This window comes from Methylicorpusculum oleiharenae (assembly GCF_009828925.2).
Taxonomy (GTDB): Bacteria; Pseudomonadota; Gammaproteobacteria; order Methylococcales; family Methylomonadaceae; genus Methylicorpusculum; species Methylicorpusculum oleiharenae.
Window position 1 is genome coordinate 2,727,415 of the sequence record NZ_WUTY02000001.1, and the last position, 15,405, is coordinate 2,742,819.

General features: G+C 48.8%; 9 protein-coding genes. 7 read left to right on the plus strand and 2 right to left on the minus strand.

Annotated features, from left to right (window positions below):
• Positions 1–314: 314 nt before the first annotated feature.
• Complete coding sequence (locus GO003_RS12365) at positions 315–1,568, plus strand: glutamate-5-semialdehyde dehydrogenase (protein WP_159656535.1); 1,254 nt, start codon at positions 315–317, stop codon at positions 1,566–1,568.
• A gap of 224 nt (positions 1,569–1,792) precedes the next feature.
• On the opposite strand, the gene GO003_RS12370 is transcribed toward GO003_RS12365, so the two are convergent.
• Positions 1,793–2,188 carry a hypothetical protein gene (locus GO003_RS12370; RefSeq protein ID WP_159656533.1) on the minus strand — a complete coding sequence of 132 codons (396 nt, stop codon included), beginning with the start codon at positions 2,186–2,188 and terminating at the stop codon, positions 1,793–1,795.
• A 339-nt stretch (positions 2,189–2,527) separates the two neighbouring features.
• Between GO003_RS12370 and GO003_RS12375 the strand changes: the two genes are divergently transcribed.
• The 3 genes from GO003_RS12375 to GO003_RS12385 all read left to right on the plus strand — a co-directional run bounded on the left by GO003_RS12375 (position 2,528) and on the right by GO003_RS12385 (position 6,850).
• Positions 2,528–4,186 carry an ExeA family protein gene (locus GO003_RS12375; RefSeq protein WP_159656531.1) on the plus strand — a complete coding sequence of 553 codons (1,659 nt, stop codon included), beginning with the start codon at positions 2,528–2,530 and terminating at the stop codon, positions 4,184–4,186.
• A gap of 4 nt (positions 4,187–4,190) precedes the next feature.
• Entirely contained in the window at positions 4,191–4,988 is a 798-nt protein-coding gene (locus tag GO003_RS12380) for a general secretion pathway protein GspB (RefSeq protein ID WP_159656529.1), read from the plus strand.
• A gap of 482 nt (positions 4,989–5,470) precedes the next feature.
• Entirely contained in the window at positions 5,471–6,850 is a 1,380-nt protein-coding gene (locus tag GO003_RS12385) for a type VI secretion system contractile sheath domain-containing protein (RefSeq protein WP_159656527.1), read from the plus strand.
• Between the two features lie 299 nt (positions 6,851–7,149).
• On the opposite strand, the gene GO003_RS12390 is transcribed toward GO003_RS12385, so the two are convergent.
• Positions 7,150–9,024, minus strand: coding sequence for a GGDEF domain-containing response regulator (locus GO003_RS12390; protein WP_159656525.1), 1,875 nt, complete (start codon positions 9,022–9,024; stop codon positions 7,150–7,152).
• A gap of 676 nt (positions 9,025–9,700) precedes the next feature.
• Between GO003_RS12390 and GO003_RS12395 the strand changes: the two genes are divergently transcribed.
• The 3 genes from GO003_RS12395 to GO003_RS12405 are packed head-to-tail and all read left to right on the plus strand — an operon-like array spanning position 9,701 to position 15,403.
• The gene (locus GO003_RS12395) at positions 9,701–11,146 is read left to right on the plus strand and encodes a Wadjet anti-phage system protein JetA family protein (protein WP_159656523.1); all 1,446 of its coding nucleotides are present in this window, start codon (positions 9,701–9,703) and stop codon (positions 11,144–11,146) included.
• Complete coding sequence (locus tag GO003_RS12400; protein WP_159656521.1) at positions 11,121–11,804, plus strand: DUF4194 domain-containing protein; 684 nt, start codon at positions 11,121–11,123, stop codon at positions 11,802–11,804. Before GO003_RS12395 ends, GO003_RS12400 begins: the two co-directional genes overlap by 26 nt.
• Complete coding sequence (locus GO003_RS12405) at positions 11,801–15,403, plus strand: ATP-binding protein (RefSeq protein ID WP_159656519.1); 3,603 nt, start codon at positions 11,801–11,803, stop codon at positions 15,401–15,403. The genes GO003_RS12400 and GO003_RS12405 overlap by 4 nt, the downstream gene beginning before the upstream one ends.
• Positions 15,404–15,405 lie beyond the last annotated feature (2 nt).

Below are 15,405 nucleotides of genomic sequence, written 5' to 3' on the forward strand. Positions count from 1 at the left end.
ATACAGTTATGTAGCTCGCTATTGAGATGGAACACGCACTTGAAATATCAGAACTAACCCAAGTATCGCAATAGCATACATAAAACAGGGCGACCGTTAGCTCACATTTCAGTCATTAGAGGGACGCGTTGAACGTTTACAGTTGTCTGCATATTTCGTTAGGACTTCTTCTGCTGTCTCAATAACAGGACCACCGCTGCAACAGACTGATAAAAAATGTTTTTCTTAGGTTTTGGATAAAGTACGTATGTCATAGAATGTGAATTTAAACGCTTTAGTTTTAATCCTCTCACAATGCGGTCAATTGTAAACACATGAGTACTCCTACTGTTCAAGACATTGCCAGGCAAAGCCGCGTTGCGGCACGCCAGTTATCATCAGCGCCTGAGTCATTGCGTAATCTTGCCCTGGCTAAAATGGCTGACGCGCTTGAGTCGGTTAAACATCAGGTGCTGGAAATTAATGCTCAGGAAATCATCAAAGCCAGAGATGAAGGGCAATCGGAGGCGATGATCAAGCGTCTGTCTATAGACGACAAAACCTTTCAATACATGCAGTCCCGATTAAAAAAAGTAGCGCAACTGCCGGACCCGCTCAATCGGATACTGGCCGGACACACTAATCCTGAAGGGCTGCGGGTCTACAAAAAATCGGTGCCGCTAGGCGTCATCGGCATTATTTATGAGTCGCGCCCAAATGTCACAACCGATGCGGCCAGCGTGTGTATAAAAAGTGGTAATGCCGTCATCTTGCGCGGCGGATCGGAAGCGCTGCTGACCAACACAGTACTCACTGATGCAATGATAGCAGGCGCTGTTAATGCAGGCCTGCCGGAGCATGCGATACAGATCATCCGGACACCCGGTCACGAGGCGGTGGGTCAGCTGCTCGAAATGGATGACTATATTGATGTGTTGATTCCGCGCGGCGGGAAAGGGCTGATCAAGCGCATTGCCGAAGGCACGCGTATTCCTGTTATCAAACATTACGATGGGATTTGCCATCTCTATATCACAGCCGATGCGAACCCGGAGCAGGCTGTCGCCATCGCGATTAATTCCAAATGCCATAGTGTTCAGGTCTGTAACGCGCTGGAAACGCTGTTAGTCGATCAACATTGTGCCGAACATCTGTTGTCGCTGCTTCATATGGCAATGGTTTCGAACAAAATTGAACTGCGTGGCTGTGAACAGACGCAAAAGCTACTGCCCACTATTTCACCTGCGACAGAAGAAGACTGGCATACCGAGTATCTGGCGCCAATCCTTTCGGTCAAGATCGTCAACGATATTGATGAAGCCATTGACCATATCAATCACTATGGATCGGGACATACCGACGGCATTGTGACGCAAAGCCTGAAGTTGGCCCGGCAATTTGAAGAGCAGGTTGATTCAGCCTCCGTCATGATTAACGCCTCAACAAGATTGTCAGGTGGCGGCGATTATGGTTTGGGGGCGGTAGTCGGCATCAGCACCGATAAACTGCATGTGCGGGGTCCGGTCGGACCCGACGAGCTGACGACTTACAAATGGGTGGCTTATGGGGATGGGCATTTAAGAAATTAGAAATCAGCTTGTTTTTTAATGAACTGTTCGCGTGAGTTGTTGAAAGGATAGTAACGCCGTCATTCCGGCATGGAATGCGTTGGTGGCGTAAAACAAATCCGGTTGTCGAGATCGGCGCTTTGAGTCAGGTTTTCAACTTAGAACCTGACTGAACCGCCGACATGGCTTGCAGGCCCTAAGACGGCGCTTAGGGCGAACGGATCGTATTGAATTGACGGCTAAGCTTAATCGATTCTTTCCAGCGCAGGTGGTTTGGCTTTGAACAGTTCGGCAACAATTTCAAGTTGTGAGGTCAATTTGGGTATAGCTGGGATTTTCCAGGCTTTTCCAATGATGCGGGATAATAAATTATTCAGCCAGGGACGGTCAGATGTCGCATGATGAATGATCACTCTATAGGATTCTCCATCATTAAATACGGCAAAATCCTCGACACAAACGTCAATCGTTTGTTCTTCACCGTAAAGCTTAATTTGAACATAGAGCTTGGGTGCGTCCACATCAAAATTAAACTCTGTTAATTCCACAATTCCCTTGAGAATGAAATTTGAGACCCAGACAATCACTATGTTTGGAGTCAGTTTTATGGCTATTTTTAATAAACTGGATTTGATGCTCATTTTTTTGCCTTGGTTAGTTTGCGGGTAACATACAACATGTTACATCCTGATTGCTTTCAAGCTTCAGCTAAATTCGAAACATTATCGAACTTATGAATTCTGTTCATAGCGTTACCCCTGCTGGGATTGCCTGGATGCGAAGAAGCAGAGTAGGAGCGGGCCATGCCCGCGACCTAAAGTTCAAGCGCGGGCATGGCCCACTCCTACAAAATAAACTTAAATTATCTGTTTTTTGTGCTCTTCCTACAATGTCAACGGGTTAGCGGAAACTCGGTTTTTGTTTAAAGTAGAGTTAGAATAAGAACGCATCGTGATTTCCTAATTTGGCAACCCCCTAAATTGTATAAACAATACTTTAATTTTTCCGAATACCCGTTTTCGATAGCGCCTGATCCGCACTTCATGTATATGAGTGCCCGGCATCAGGAAGGCTTGGCCCATCTTTTATATGGCATTAACGAGGGTGGGGGTTTTGTTGCACTGACCGGTGAAGTGGGCACCGGAAAAACGACCATATGCCACTGTTTGTTGCAGGATTTGCCCAAGCATGTTGATATCGCCCTGATATTGAATCCTAAAATGAATGCGCTGGAATTGCTCGCAACTATTTGCGATGAACTTGATATTGACTACAACACTTCGCAACCCTCACTCAAAAATTTGGTCGATGCGCTAAATCAGTATTTGCTGTTAGCCCATGCCAAGGGCAGGCGGACCGTATTGCTGATAGACGAAGCGCAGAATTTGAGTATGGAAGTATTGGAACAGATTCGTCTGTTGACCAACCTTGAAACCAGCAAGAGCAAATTATTACAAATTATTCTTGTGGGTCAGCCTGAGCTGAAAGTGCTGCTTAGAAAACAGGAATTACGCCAGCTCAATCAGCGAATTACCGCACGTTATCATTTGCTGCCGTTATCACTCGCTGAAACCCGCGAATACATCCGGCATCGGCTTTATGTCTGCAATGGCGATACCGAGCTATTTAAAGTCGGTGCGATCAAAAAAGTTTATCAATACTCATCAGGCATTCCCAGAATTATCAATATCCTTTGCGACCGTGCCTTGCTGGGCGCTTATGCCAACAATTCACGCGTCATCACACCCGGCATCATCAATGCCGCAGCGCGTGAGACCTTGGCACCCTTCGGCGGGCTGAGTTCACGAAAAATGTTGCTGTTTACCCTGTTGCTGTTAAGTTGCGTCGCATTCGGTACGTTTTATTACAAAGATCTGGATCGTTGGATAAGACTGGCATCAACAATCGAACCGGTTAAGGAGCTGCCGAAGCCGTCTGCAGTAGCGGCTGTTGCTAAAAATAAAGCACGGGTAGATACAAAGCCGCCAATCACCCCCGTAGTCATTCAGCCTGCTAAACCGGCCGAAAAATTTGATGCCTGGCTTGCCAATAGGGGTTTGACATTGAGTGCGGGGATTGAAAATGCCTTGAAAGTTTGGGGACAAACTCCACCTGTTTCCGGCAGTGCAGATTGTGCTACGCTGCAGAAGCAGGGTTTTATCTGTGTCAGCGGATCTGCTACCTGGAAAGACCTGATGTCAATGAGGCGGCCTGTCATTCTGGATTTCGACTCCACAGATCAGTCCAAACGTTACGTGCTGATGACCGGGATAAAAGAGGGCCAGGCGCTTTTTCAATTTGGCCAGGAAGTGAGTTTTCCTGTTGCTGATGTGCTGCGTTACTGGAACGGCCGTTACCTGACCATCTGGCAATCGCCGTTTCCTGATGTCCAGGCGATTTATCCGGGTCAAACGTCCGAGTCTGTGCTTTGGTTACGTCAGCAGCTGACAGCTAATGATGGCATTGATGAACAGGCAAGTGATCCGCGTTTTTTTGATAGCGACTTGATAAAACGGGTCAAGGCTTTTCAGTTGCAGCATCATTTAACTGAGGACGGTATTGCCGGGACTCGAACGCTTTTTTATCTCGACAACGTGGCAAGCTCATCAAACTCGCCTCGTTTAATAATTGCCGATTAATACCATGTCTTACATTCTTAATGCCTTACGAAAATCAGAGCAGGAACGCCAGTCCAAGCAGCCTGAATCGGTGACTAACAGAATTCTGATGCACCCGCCCGAGCGCAAGAGCTCAGTTATTGGCTGGATTGCTTTAGCGATTTTGGGTAATGTGGCGGCTATTGCAGGCATCATCTGGTATGTTCAAAATTTACCCGAGCCGTCAAGGGTTGACCCTGCTCCATCAGCTTCCCCTGTCGTTTTGGCCGATAGTGAATCTAAAGACCAACCAAAAATTAAGCCGATTGAACTGCCCAAAATCAGGGAAAGTCTGCCAACCCCTAAGCCTGTTCAATCAACTGAGCGGATAGCAACCAGCAAACCTAAGGAGAATCCGATAAAGCCCGTTTTAACCACTCCAGCTAAACCAGCCCCGGTTAAAATGAAGGATCCGGTTGTAGAGGCGGGTAAACCGGCATCTGTCCCCGATAATCCGGGTTTTGCTCAGGACAGTGAGCCGGTCCCGGCAGACATAACAGATATCGCTTTGGTAGAAGATCAACAACCGGAACTCGCGCCTCAAGCAGTCAATAAAATACCCTATTTGTCGGAATTGCCGGATGACTTTCGGCAATCGGTCCCAAAAATGGCGATCAATGTGTTTGTTTATGCCAGAGATCCTGCTGAGCGTTTTGTCATCATCAACATGGTCAAATATAAGGCAGGGCAGCAAACCAAAGATCAGGTCGATATTAAAGAGATCCTTCCCAAGAGCCTGGTTCTTAACTACCGCGATCAGACGTTTCAGATTGCACAACCATAAAAATGGGCGAGTCCAAGTGAGTCTTGCCGTCTGGAAATTTTCGGGTATCAGCGGTTCTTATCCGCATAAATAATATCAACGAGTTTTTTAAACCAAACGGGCCTGAATATCACCACGATAAAGCCGGTTAGACTGGTAACGGGGAAAGGAATTATCATCAGGATTAGAAACGTTAATGCACATTTGAACCGGGTCCGGAGAGAAACTGAATTCATTTGGAATAGCCCTCCGTTTTTAAGATCCTAAAACCCATCATTTTGCCTGTACGTATCATCAGTCAAGGCCCTTTTCGTCAAAGTTTGCATTCTACGAGTTTTGCACAGTAATACCCTTTTTTGTGAAGCTCACAGTTTTCCGTTTTCAAAAACAGGCTGCCAAGGTGCTTGGGCTGCAAATAATCCGCTACAAGTCTGGACATCCCTATAATAACTTGGAAACTTCAGGTTTTGATACTGTCCACTGATTACAAAAGAGGAATGAATATGCCCGGCAGAATTGATTTTAAAATGGGTTTTAAGACCCTTAATCCGGCTCATAAAATACCTGTTGATACCGGTTTTCGAATTTATATTTTAGGGGGTTTTTCCGGTCAGTCCGCTATCTCCTGGGAACAGCGCAAAATCAGAGAAATTAATATCGATAACTTTGATCAAGTGATGACGCAGATAAACCCGATGATTGAAATAAATTCCGGTTTGACGCTGCAGTTTAAAACCCGCGAAGCATTTCATCCCGATGCCTGGTTTGACAAAGTCCCCATTTTGACAGACTTGCTGCAATTAAAAAGTGAGTTGGGCAACACAAAAACAGCTGCGCAGGCGGCTGCGAAAATAAACGCTTTTCGTCCGGTCGTAACTGAAAGCGATCATGCTGCTCACTCGCCAATAATTTCCGAAACCCAGGAAGATCTGCTGCAGCGCCTGCTGGGTAAGAAATCAGAAAATGCCGCAGACAAAACAGATTCAGTCCAAGGGTTCATTGATCAGATCGTGTCGCCTTATATCAGTCAAGAGACTAAGCCGGAGCATGAGGCTTTGATCAACGTGATCGATGTGACAATCAGCCGGTTTTTGCAAACGCAGCTGCACAGCCCGTCTTTTCAGAATCTGGAAGCGTTATGGATGGCCACAGAAGCGCTGGTAAATGAAGACTCAGGTGACAGGCGCACCTATTTTCTGGTGGATATCCGTCAAGACGAATTATTAGCCGAGCAGAAAAGAGGCAGTTGCGTTTTTGAGCAAAAATTACTGCAACAGTTACAGGCCGGAGACGGCGATCAGCAGACCCTTCTGTTAGCCGGGGATTATTATTTTTCAGGCAGTGAGGATGATAAAGCCTTGTTAACCTATTTCAGTCAATTGGCAGCAACATGCAACAGCTGTTTACTGGGAGGCGTTCACGCCTCGTTTATAGAAAACACTATTTTGAATAGATCCGACAAGGTCCCGCAATGGGAGCAGTTTTTCAACGAAATTAACGCAGACCGGGTTGTGCTTGCTTATCCCCGCTATTTACTGCGGCTGCCTTATGGCAACAAACGTAATCCCATTGATACCTTCGATTTTGAAGAATGCTCAATCATACCCCAATCAAGAGAATTGCTTTGGGGACATCCGGCATTCTTATGCACCCGGGGCATTATCAAAAACAGCGAGGAACAAAGCGGCGATGAGGCCTTCTTTTTCAGCGATATTCCGGCATTCGCTTTTGATCAGGACGGAGAGAAGTTATTACAACCCTGTGTGGAAATGCTATTGAATGAAGCTCAGATAACCACATTATTGTCACGGGGTATCATGCCGTTGATCGGTTTTCGCCAGCGCCAAGGCATCCGGTTAGCGGCTGTCTCAACGTTAATCTGATGTTTGCAGTGTGTAAGTTTTAGTTTATTTGCAACTGCTTTCTAAGCCTTAAAATCAAGCACAGCGTCTCATGGCTGACATCAACTCGGCAGCCAACATTATGGCGATGTGCTGCCTATTCCCACTGTCTTTAAGTTAAGCGTATTTTGTAGGCCTCAAATTCGTTCGTGCTGAATAGGTCGAAGCATGAGCGAGTTTCACAACCAAGCGATTGGGCGAGTATCCCAAATTCCGAGCATCGAGTGGGCTCAGGATGAAAGCGATTGGGAACGTTAAACTGGTTATTCTAGGTTCAAAGGTTACCGCACAAGAGCCTCATCACCGGCTTTGAGGCTGTGTACCCGGTTTCCACCCTGTTTCTTGGCGATGTAGCAAGCGGAGTCAGCGGTACATAGCACCGCGGTTATATCGAGATCAGCGTGTGTCAATGCGGTTATGCCGATGCTCGCGCTAACCGAATAGTCTTTGCCTGCCCAGGTAAATTGAAAGTTTCTTATACTTTCACAGAGATCATTGGCGATACTCCAGGCCTGTTCAAGCCTGGAGTGTTCCAGCAGCAAGGCAAATTCGTCGCCGCCCAGCCTTGCCAGGGTGTCGCGCTGCCGCAGCTTGGACGAAAGCTCGGCACCCAATGCGCTGAGTAATTGGTCGCCGGCGGCGTGACCGCAAGTGTCGTTGATAAACTTGAAGTTATCAAGATCCAGGTAACACAACACATGTTCGGACTGATCTTTGATAGCGCTCGCCATGACCCTGCTGATGCGTTTTTCAAATTCAATCCGGTTGACAAGTCCGGTGAGGGGGTCGTGGCTGGCCTGATAAGACAGTTTCTGTATCAGGGCTTGAGATTCGGTCACATCCCAAAACATCAGTACGGTACCGTCGATCCGCCCGTCAATTTCTATCGGATAGGATGAACATTCCACGGGCAAAATACGGCCGTCCTTACGGTGGAATTTTCCGGTACAGCGATGTGCAATACTTTCGCAGGAGGTGTTTTGTTCCGGGCATGTACTCAACTCCGGCGTGCAGACGTGGTTCAGTAATACACGGATGTCTTGTCCCCGGATTTGTTCTGGGGTGTAGCCCAGCATTGCCAGTGCCGCCCGGTTGACAAAGGTGCAGCATCCAGCGGCATCAAGCCCCAGGATACCTTCTCCAGCCGATTCCAGCAGGAGCCGGAAGCGCTGCTCGCTGGCCCGTAAATCCGAGTTTGTCTGTCTGAGCCGTGAAAAAGCCCTGTTCAGATTGTCTTTGGCCGATTTCAGACTGGCGCATTGCTTTTCCAGTTGGAATGTACGTTCAGCTACGAGTTCTTCAAGGTGTTGACGGTAAAAATAAAGCTCTTGTTCGGTTTCCTTGCTTTTGGTGATATCGACCAATATGCCTTGCAGAAAAAGGCTCTCGCCTTGCTGGCCGCGTATGATGTTGGCCTCGTCCAAAAACCAGCGAGGCTTGCCATCACTTCCCATCAATCGGTATTCACACCGTAATGGCGCATGGTATTCATAGGTGTGTGCATAAGCTTCTATCGTGACCGATAAATCGTCAGGATGAACCTGTTTGAGCAATCCATGAGTGTCATTAAGCCAGTATTCGTCGGCAAAACCCAACTGTTGAATTTGTGGGCTGAGATAGAGCAGTTTTCCCGGAATTTCCAGAGAAGCAATGTAGGTAATGGCTGGAATTTGTTCCACTAGTTTGCGGTATTTTTCCTCGGCTTCACGCTGTCTTATAAAAGCCTCTTCCTTATCTTTAATGGCCTGCTTTTCCCGCAGTATATGAAACACAGTGCCTGATAGCCATTGCAGGGATTCCCAGTTCCAGCCTTTGACTACATAGTCGCTTACTCCCATCTTGAGTGCGTCGGCTATGATGGAGGGATTATTTGAGTCAGCCAGCATCACCACCGGAATTGGCAATTTCCCCAAACCGTCAGCGAGTTCGGCGAGAAACTCTACACCGTTTATATCCGGAAGCTGGTAGTCCAGCAAAATACAATCGGGGTGTTGAGTGCGTGCGAGCTCAAGACCTTGATTACCGGTTTCTGCTTCGATAAACAGGCAGTTGAAGTTCTGATGCTGGGTGATCGCCTGTTTGCATGCGAGGCGGTCGAAACGGTCATCGTCAACCAATAGCAGGCGTATGTTAGCGTTGTTAAATACGGCGTTCATGGACAGGCCTCACTGAAAAAGGATTAGTTCGATACTGAGGATGATCTAGCCCCCAACCACTTAAAGTCTTTCGTACCTATAGAAATAGTCTGGTGCCGCCAAAATGGTCCATTTTGATTTGGAGCGTGGCATCAGTTGTCTTTAAGAAATGCGCTTAATGTAACTTCTCGCCGTTGTTTGGCGAATAATTCAATCAATCGGCAAATTTGATCTTTGAATAATGGAGTGTTTTTTATCACAGAACATGACGTGTTGAAATTAGGACAACTACTTACAGAACTCACTTTCAATGCGGATTGAGACGGTTAGGTCCTGGTTGTTGATGAAAAGGTGTAAGAACTTCACAAAGTCTATTTCGCTTTCTAAGGTTTGAATAGTTGTTTTGCCAAAGCATACTTCGCTTGGTTTTAATCTTCGATTTAGGCGCAATAATCACCGCAGAGTTGATATTTTATATTTATTTCATAGTCTTAGACTTCCAAGCCGGACGTGGTCACGTCAAATGTTACCGGTATACCGTTATGTAATGTATTCGGGGGTTAGCGACCTGCTAAAGCCTGCGATGCTTTATATGTTTGATATAATCGGCCCGGACATTCAGTCGTGTTAGCCAGACAAACAGCATTTTGGGGAATTATTTTGGTGAGCGTTAAAACAAGAAACTTTTGGATACCTTGTGTTTTTTGAAGCTGAACGACAGAATTTTTTTCGTCCGTTGAATGGAAAACGCCGCGAACTGGTGGTGGCTTGTCTTCGCACCTTGTATGAAAGTCTTCATGGGCCTAGTGCCGATTATTCGCAGAATCTTACCCGCGATAATTTAAAGGATTTGCTGGCGCCTACCGTGCAGGTATTGATCAATGATATTGTGGCCGACACCGTTTTTGACGAGGGTGAACTGTCTGGATTGGATAATGCTGACGATCAGCAACTGACCAACGCGCTGGTCCGCGCGCTGCTGAAAGACGGCTGGCTGGAAACCTTTGGCGACCGTGCCGGTTTGGTTACCGCCTATCGCTTTACCCGGGCAGGCAAATTGTTTGCCGAAGCTTTGTGGTCGCTGGATCGCCTGCGATCCCGTAGCCGTCAGCGTAATGTCCGGAGCTGCCGGAATGCACTGGAAGCGGCGCGCAAAAATATCGATGCATATGATTTGGTCGATGCCTATGATTATGCTGAAAAAATCATCAGTGATTTGTCGGAGGGCGTCGATTATTTTCAGGAACTGGTGCGCCGCTTGATGACGGAGGCGTCCAGTACACCCTGGGAAGAATTTATCGCTTTTCTGGACCGTTTCGAAAAAGAATTTAAAAAGCAGCTGACTGCCGATAACGTCGAGCGCCATCGTCAGGCGATTCGCGATAGTTTGAGCCGCTTGCGCAATCTGCAAAGCGACAAGTTTAATGCCTTCGAAAGCCAGTTGCAGGATATTGCCGTCTGGGCCAATCAAGAACGGGCCGATACCGCGATTTTCGATTGGTTGCTGGATCGCATCGAAGACCGGGTTGAAGTGGCCTGTACCGCAAAACACCCGGAATTGATCAAGGCAATGAATATTTACATGCGCCGCGCGGCCAGTATCGTCCAGCAGGCATTAATGCTTCAGGGCGGTCAAAGCCGTCAAGCTTATAGCCGCGCCATCGCCCAGACCGCAATGCTTGAAGGCGAAGCGCAAACCCTGTTTTTAGAACGCATAGGTACCGATATTGCCGCCTGCGAAATCCGTTTGCTGGACCCGGCGGCGTTCAAATTGCGCAGCGCCTCGCAACGGCGCAAGGCACTGACCGTCACCGCCTTGCCCAAAGTCAGCCGCGATGCGCGCTTGCAGGCGGCCATGCAGCGAAGCGAGGCGGCGGCTTTTACGCTGTCCAATAAGGACGTGGTTGATTACATCCGTCGAGAATTACGCTTGCAGCAACGTTCGATCAGGCTCTCCAACCTGCCTGTAAAGACTGCATCGGATGTATTGCAAAACATGCAGATGGTTGAAGCTGTGCGATCATCCCGCGATGAAACCCTGAAGGTCACACAATTGCGTGGCCAGCGGTTTCATAACGATTACTACACAGGAAGCGACTACCATATTGAATTTAACCATGACGCTGACTCAAATTCTGCTTGACCGGCTGGAACCTGAAAATCTTAAATTGCACCGTTTTCAGGAAATCACCTCGCGCCTTTTTGCCTGGGGCATTATCGTTCGCGACGAAGACGGCGTCGAACAACGTTACTACGATGATGCCTGCCGCATTGAAAATCTGTTGACCGAATATTTTGCTCTCGCCGGCTTTCGGCTGATCCACGATCTGCAAAATGAATTCTTCAGGCTTTATGCGCCTGGCGCGCAGATTCCCGGATTAGCTGAGGATGATAATGATCCAGCTCCTTCGTTAAGAGCTAGGTTGTCTGCCGATTTCGTTGCGGCAGCGTTGGCCTTGCGGTTTTTATATCAGCAAGGACTGGCGGAAGGTGGGGGACGCTTGAGCGATGACGGTGAAGTGCTGATTCGTTTCGAGGAACTGGCGACCACCCTGCACATCCAGATTAAACGGCCTTTGCCGGATAATCTGGGTGACCGCGACCGACTGCTTAAAGATTTGAAGCGGCATCGCCTTATTCAATACGGCGCGTTGTTCTCTATGCAGGATGAAGACGCGCTGATTGCAATTCGTCCGGTTATTCTCGGTATCATCGGTGAAGATGTGCTGGCGGCGGCATTGGAGGCTGAAGGCTTTGCCGAAGCAGTCAGTGAGCCGGAAATTGGAGAACACAGCCTATGAAACTGGATAAACTGATTCTGGTTAACTGGGGCGCCTTGCGCAGCGACGAATACGCGATGGGCAATATGACATTGCTGACCGGTCCAACCGGTTCCGGTAAATCGACGCTGCTGGATGCGCTGCAAACAGTGATGACTGCTGCCCATCAAAATATCTTCAGCTATAACCCCGGGCAGGATGAAACCACGCAAACTTCACGCGGCAGAAAAAGCAAGCGCACCCTGTGGTCTTATATCGCCGGTGCCGAAGATAATCTTTTTGCTCGTCCCGATGGCGCGCACGGCTATGTGGCGGCGGTGTTTAAGCCTGATAGCGGCGAAGTGGGCAAGCCCTTTACCGCGCTGGTTGGCGCTGCAGTGCGCGTGGATGGATCCGGTGATCGCCGTCAGGCGGTACAGGAACGTCTGGCTTTATTGCTGATCGATGATGCCGAGCTTCGCTTGAGTGATCTGGTCAATTACGACGATAACGGCAATATGTGTGTTGTCGAGGTCGAGAAACTAGAAAATCACCTTAAAGCTCGCTATGCACAGGTGCTGAACCTGCGAGATGCCAAGCGCGAATATCTGTGTCAGTTGTATGGCCGTTTTCGCGGCCAGCGCAACGTTTCGTTTTCGGAAGCGGAACTGGCCGCCAAAGCCTGGAGTCAGTCTATCGCCCATAAGCCTATAGGTAGCGTCGATGATCTGGTGAAAACCCAGATTCTGGAATACGATCTCCAGCAATTGCCGCAGCGGATTAGCCAGATCAGCGGTTTGATGCGGCAGGTGCATCAATTGCGCATAGAAGGCGATAGGTTGCAGGCGAATGTGGTCAGGCTTGAAAGCATCGAAAAAACGCTGACTAAAGCCATTATGGCTTATGAAACTGCCGTTCAGTATCAGCTTGCGCATTCTCAGCGCGCCTTGCAGGGCGATCAGTTGCAGATACAGCAAGCCAAAGCAGCCATGACCGCACTGGAAAAAAATATCCAGGACTCCAATGCGCGAATAGACGGGTTGAACCGCGACAGGAAAGCTTATGTTGACAGTCAAATCCAGCTTGCTGCCCGGCTGAGCGGCATTGCAGCTGCGGATCAGAAACGCCGCATTACAGAACGTCTTGAATCGATTCAGATTGAAGCCAATGCGGCGGTTGTCAATCTGCAAAAAGCGCTTCAACAGGCAGGGCATTTACAATCTGCTGCGCAGGCGATTACCGGTATGGCATTTCCTACATCCAAGCGCGAGCTATCGTTAGCGGCAGAGCTGTTGGCAGACGTGATGGCTGCGATAGGACATACGCCCTGCCGGGAGCTTGAACAACAATTGCTGGTCGGACAGGACCCGCGCGATGTATTGGTTACGGTGCGAGCTTTAGAAGGCTTGAACGAAGGGTTTGAGCGACTGTATCAAGCATTAACCGGAACCCGTAACAGTTTTGTCGCCACCGTTCATAGTCAGCTTGGGCAGTTGCATAAGCAACTGGACGAGGCTCAAGAGCGGGAAAAAAATCTGGCTCAGCGCAAGGCCAATCTAGCCGAAGGCGGAGCCGATTATCCGCGGGAAATCACCCAGGCGCTAAAAGCCTTTCGTTCCGAGCTGCCGGCTGCCCGGGCACAGGTGCTGTGCGATCTGATCGAACCCAAGGATTTGTCCTGGCAGCCTGCCATTGAAGGTTATATTGCCGGTGCACGCTTTAACTTTGTGGTTGATGAAGACTGGGAGTCACGAGCGATAGAATTTGTAAGGAAGCAGCATTTGCGCGCCAAGGTGATCCAGGGTTCGTTGTGTAAACGCAACGCCAAACCGGAGCGCGTCCCCAAAGACGCCATTATCCACGAATTGCATACCGAACATCCGCTGGCTTATGCCTATCTGGTCGAACAATACGGCAATGTTGTCAAGGTCGATAACGTCGAACAGCTCCGCGTCACGCCGCGCGGAGTCATGAAAGACGGTAAAGCTGCCGGTTCGCGCACTTTGTTTACCGGCGATACCGATGTGCTGGTATTCGGCAAGGAAGCCCAGCGTCAGGCGCGTCAAAATGCGCTGGAGGCGCACGGCAACGCCGAACAGGAACTGCAGCTATTAAAAGACGAAGGCAAGCAGCTAAACGCACTGTTGGACTCGCTGCGAGAGTTGAAAGAACCGGATTTTGCCGATGCTGCCAGACTGGAGCAGACTGTTCATGACAGACAAGCCGCTCATGCCGATCTGGCGCGTCTGGATTTGACCGAAGTCGACCAGCTGGAAGCTGAGAAAGACACGCTGGACCAACTGATTGCCGATCTGGAAAGACAGGTGAACCTCGGTAACCAGGAAGTAGGCAAATACCTGAAAGCCAAAGAACAGCAGCAACAGCGGTCGGCGTCGCTGGAACAAGGCTTGGCTGATAAACAAAAACAGATCGACATGAGTCTGCAACCCTTAAAATCGATCTGTTCGGTCAATGAAAGCCAGTCTCTGACTGCGCTTTTGCAAGCGGTTGACGCAATCGTCGAATCTTCTCAGATTTCGAATGACCAGTTGCAGGCTGATCACACCGCCAAACTGATAGAAGCCAACAGCGCCTACAGTAAGGTGCACGAGAAAATTGCCGAGTACAATCAGCATGCCCGCAGTTATGAGCTGCTGCATTTACACTACGATAGCGAATTACGCGGTACCGACTTTAGCGGGCATTATCGTCAGCTGGTTCAGTTATTCGAGCGGCTTAAAGAGCAGCTGCGCGACCAGCGGGAAATCGGTTTCGTCAAAAATCTGGATAAATTGCGTACCGCTGAATCTTCATTCAAGGATGTATTCACCAAGCAATTTTGTTACGAAATCCGTAATGCTGTCGATCAAGGCGTGAGCACCTTGAAGATTTTAAATGCGGAATTGAACCGGCTGAAATTCGGCACCGATCGGTTTCAGCTGGATTGGTCTGTGTGGGTGCCGGAATTTAAGGAATATTACGATTTCTTTTGTGCAGCCTACGATATGTCTGAATCGCAGGAGTCCGGCGATCTTTTTGATACCAGCGAATTGAGCCCTGAACAGTGTAAAATTCGCGATCGGCTGGTCGGCTTTCTGCTTTCGGAAGATCAGGAGCGTGCTTTGAAGGAATTACAACGGGTGGCCGATTACCGTAACTACCGCCGCTATGAAATATGGAAGGATTCAGACAGCGGTTCGCGTGTCGCGCTTTCAGAGTGGGGCACCGGTTCCGGCGGGCAGCTTGAAACCCCGGCCTATATCGTCCGGGCTGCGGTGGTGACCAATCGCCTGAAACATTTCGATAAAGGCATGAATCTGAAATTGCTGGTGAATGACGAATCCTTTGCAAAAATGGACGAGCGGCGTGCTCATGACGTGATCCGCTTTATTAGGGACAGTCTCGGCATGCAATTGATTTGCGCAATGCCGACCAAACACGCAGGAGCGATCAAAACCGAATTTACCAAGGAATGGAGTTTTACACGTACCGAGGCCGAGGGAAACGGTGAGGTCGATTTCATTTCTGAATCTGATGAGCGCGACCTCAATCCCGATAAGCTGCGTGAATTGTGGGAACATCGCCGTCAACAGGTTCGCCAGCAAACCAGGCTTGAATTTGAAGCCGAGGAAAAAATGTGACA

Excerpts from the sequence above, each read along its gene's own strand:
- GO003_RS12365 (WP_159656535.1), top strand. The coding sequence starts at position 315 with ATGAGTACTCCTACTGTTCAAGACATTGCCAGGCAAAGCCGCGTTGCG.
- GO003_RS12370 (WP_159656533.1), bottom strand. The coding sequence starts at position 2,188 with ATGAGCATCAAATCCAGTTTATTAAAAATAGCCATAAAACTGACTCCA.
- GO003_RS12380 (WP_159656529.1), top strand. The coding sequence starts at position 4,191 with ATGTCTTACATTCTTAATGCCTTACGAAAATCAGAGCAGGAACGCCAG.
- GO003_RS12385 (WP_159656527.1), top strand. The coding sequence starts at position 5,471 with ATGCCCGGCAGAATTGATTTTAAAATGGGTTTTAAGACCCTTAATCCG.
- GO003_RS12390 (WP_159656525.1), bottom strand. The coding sequence starts at position 9,024 with ATGAACGCCGTATTTAACAACGCTAACATACGCCTGCTATTGGTTGAC.
- GO003_RS12400 (WP_159656521.1), top strand. The coding sequence starts at position 11,121 with ATGACGCTGACTCAAATTCTGCTTGACCGGCTGGAACCTGAAAATCTT.
- GO003_RS12405 (WP_159656519.1), top strand. The coding sequence starts at position 11,801 with ATGAAACTGGATAAACTGATTCTGGTTAACTGGGGCGCCTTGCGCAGC.